This window comes from Streptomyces sp. NPDC004667, from assembly GCF_040609475.1.
Lineage (GTDB): Bacteria > Actinomycetota > Actinomycetes > Streptomycetales > Streptomycetaceae > Streptomyces.
This window is the reverse complement of sequence record NZ_JBEXKC010000266.1, coordinates 1-1,359: the sequence shown is the minus strand read 5'-3', so window position 1 is coordinate 1,359 and position 1,359 is coordinate 1. Positions and strand designations below refer to the sequence as shown.

Here is a 1,359-nt window from a genome sequence, read left to right as displayed (position 1 = left end):
GCACCCTGCTGCTGGTCATGCGGGAGCGGGCCGGCCGCTACCACCTGGGCACCTGGGCCCCCGGGCGCGGCGTGGAACTGCTGCCCTGGTGCTCGTTCGACACCGAGACGACCGCCCGCTGGTACCCCGGCCCGGGCGCTGCGCGGATCCTGCTCCGGCAGGACCGGCACGGCCGCAGCCGGCTGTTCACCGCCGACCTGGAGCGCCGGGAGCTGACCGTGGTGCCCACTCCGGAGGGCAGCGTCCTGGACGCGTCACCGGCCGCCGACGGCGACGTGCACTTCATCTGGACCGACGCGGTGAACGTGCCGCGCGCGATGTCCCTGTCGGGCGCGGCCCTGCCGGGGCAGAGCCGGTGGCGCCTTCCCCGGTTCGGCCGCCGCCAGGACCTGTGGACGCCCGGCCCCGACGGGCCGGTGCACACCTTCGTCACCACGCCCGCCGACCGTCCGGCCCCGTACCCGCTGGTCTTCCTCGTCCACGGCGGACCGGCCGACCACGACCGCGACGCCTACGACCCCATGGTGCAGGCCCTCGTCGGCTCGGGCTACGCCGTGGCCCGCGTCAACTACCGGGGCTCGACCGGCTACGGGCCGCGCTGGCGCTCCGCCTACTCCGAGGGCGTCGGCCACACCCAGGTCGCCGACCTGGTCCGGGCCCGCGCCGAGCTGCTGGACCGGGGCATCGGCCGCGCGGACGCCGTGGGACTGTGCGGCACCTCGTGGGGCGGCTACCTGACGCTGCTGGCCATGGGAACCCGGCCGGACCTGTGGCACGCCGGGGTCGCCGTCAAACCGCTCGCCGACTGCGCCACGGCCTTCCGGCACTCCACCCCCGCCCTCCAGGCTCTGGACACCGAGCTGTTCGGCGGCACCCCGGACGAGGTGCCCGAGGCCTACGCGCACGCCTCGCCGTCCTCGTACGCGGCCGCCATCCGCGCCCCGCTGCTGCTCGTCGCCGCGCGCCGGGACGCCAAGTGCCCGCCGCAGCAGGTGGAGGCGTACCTGGACGTGCTGCGGGCGGGCGGTGTGGCGCACGAGCTGATGTGGCTGGAGTCGGGCCACGACGGCTACGACGGCGCCGACCACCTGGCCGTGATCCGGCGGTCCCTGAGATTTCTCGGCCGCGGGCTGCCCACGGCGCCCGTGCGGGCCGAGCCGTCCTCGCACCCGCAGGGGAGGTGAACAGCATGCAGAAGGACATCATCCACGGAGACCCGCTCGAGGGCGACGAGGAGAGCCGCAAGCCGGGCGTCGGCGTCGTCATCTACTTCCGCTCCTCGGAGGAGATGGAGGAAGAGGAGAAGTAGCGCCCAGGAGCCGCCCGCGCACCCGTGCGCGGGCGGCCCCACCGGGTGCC

At 75.3% G+C, this 1,359-nt stretch carries 1 protein-coding gene; it reads left to right on the top strand.

Annotation, left to right across the window (positions count from 1 at the left end; translation table 11 throughout):
- Nucleotides 1-1,184 (top strand): prolyl oligopeptidase family serine peptidase (locus ABZW32_RS39945; protein WP_356225841.1); only part of this gene is annotated, 1,184 nt, incomplete at its 5' end.
- Nucleotides 1,185-1,359 lie beyond the last annotated feature (175 nt).